At 76.9% G+C, this 1,587-nt stretch carries 2 protein-coding genes; one reads left to right on the forward strand and one right to left on the reverse strand.

Annotated elements, in window-relative coordinates; all coding sequences use genetic code 11:
* A partial coding sequence (locus HUW36_RS32460; RefSeq protein ID WP_174531536.1) for a FecCD family ABC transporter permease occupies window positions 1-775 on the reverse strand: 775 nt, incomplete at its 3' end.
* A 121-nt stretch (window positions 776-896) separates the two neighbouring features.
* On the opposite strand from HUW36_RS32460, the gene HUW36_RS32465 reads away from it, so the two are divergent.
* Window positions 897-1,587 (forward strand): MerR family transcriptional regulator (locus tag HUW36_RS32465; RefSeq protein ID WP_174531537.1); only part of this gene is annotated, 691 nt, incomplete at its 3' end.

Genomic DNA, 1,587 nt, shown 5'->3' on the forward strand with positions numbered 1-1,587 from the left:
CCCCGCCCCCGCCGGCGGCCAATCGGACCAGGGCGACCCGGTGGCCCAGCCCCCGGGCGACGTCGTCGCCGAGGGCGAGCGCGTCCAGCCCTCGGGCGGCCAGCGCGGCGAGCAGCACCCCGGCCAGCACGAACGGCAGCACCTGCCCGGCCACCCCCACGTCCCGCCCGGTGAGCCCGCCGACCACCCAGAAGCGGTACTCCTCGAAGGTGCGGGCGTCGATGCTGAGCAGCGCGTACACGACCGCGCCGAGACCGGCGTCGAGCGCGGCGCCGACGAGCGCGAGGGTGACCGGGCTGGCGCCCTCGCGGGTGCGGTTGGCGACGGCGAACACGAGCAGCCCGGCGAGCAGCGCGCCGGCGATGCCGAACCAGACGTACCCGGCGAGCGTGCTCACGCCGAACACGGCGATGGCCAGCACCACGCCGAAGGAGGCTCCGGCGCTGACGCCGAGGATGCGCGGCTCGGCGAGCGGGTTGCGGGTGACCGCCTGGAACAGCACGCCGGCCAGCGCCAGGGCCAGGCCGACGACCAGGCCCAGGGCGGTACGCGGCAGCCGCAGCTCGCGGACCACGGTGGTCGCGTCGCCGTCGTCCGGGGCCACCAGCGCGTGCCACACCTGGTCCACCGGGAGGTGGCGGCTGCCCAGCGCCAGGCTGGCCAGCAGGGCGACGAGGAGCAGGAGCGCCGCCGCCAGGGTGACCGCGACGCGGCGGGGGGTGCCGCGGCGGGCGGGGGCGTCGGCCCGCGCGGGCCGGACGGCGACGGTGGTCACGGGGGTGTTCGCCTCTCGGTATTAGGTACGCCTTACCTTAACTGACCTGGTAAGGCACGCCTAACCGGGAAGTGTCGATGGGCTTGCGCCTCCACCGGGGGGAGGCGCGAGGCTGGGCGGCATGGACGATGGCGAGCGCTACTCGATCGGCGACCTGGCCCGGCGGACCGGGGTGCCGGTGAAGACCATCAGGTTCTGGTCCGACCGGGGCGTCGTGCCGCCCACCGACCGGGGGCCGACCGGCCACCGCCGCTACGGCCCGGAGGCGGTGACCCGGCTTGACCTGGTCCGGACGCTGCGTGAGCTGGGCGTGGACCTGCCCACCGTGCGCCGGGTGGTGGCCCGGGAGATCACCCTGCCCGAGGTCGCCTCGGCGCACGCGGACGCGTTGACCGCCCAGATCCGCCTGCTGCGGTCGCGTCGCGCGGTGCTGACCGTGATCGCCCGGCGGGGTGCCGCACCGGACCGGGCCGACCTGCTGCACCGGCTGGCCGGCCTGGCCGCGCGCGAGCGCCGGCGGCTGGTCGACGACCTGCTCGACGCCGCGTTCGGTGGCCTGACCGATCCGGGGTTCGCGGGAATCCGGCGGTCGCTCACCCCGGAGCTGCCCGAGGACCCGGACGACGGCCAGATCGAGGCGTGGGTGGAGCTGGCCGAGCTGACGCTGGACCCCTCCTTCCGGGCCGGGCTGCGGCGGCTGGCCGAGCAGCACGCGGCCGACCGGTCCGGCGCCGAGGGCGTACGCCGGGACGTGGTCGCGGTGGTCCGGGAGGAGACGGCCCCGGCCCTGGCCGCCGGGGTCGACCCGGCCT

Source organism: Micromonospora maritima (genome assembly GCF_902825405.1).
Taxonomy (GTDB): Bacteria; Actinomycetota; Actinomycetes; order Mycobacteriales; family Micromonosporaceae; genus Micromonospora; species Micromonospora maritima.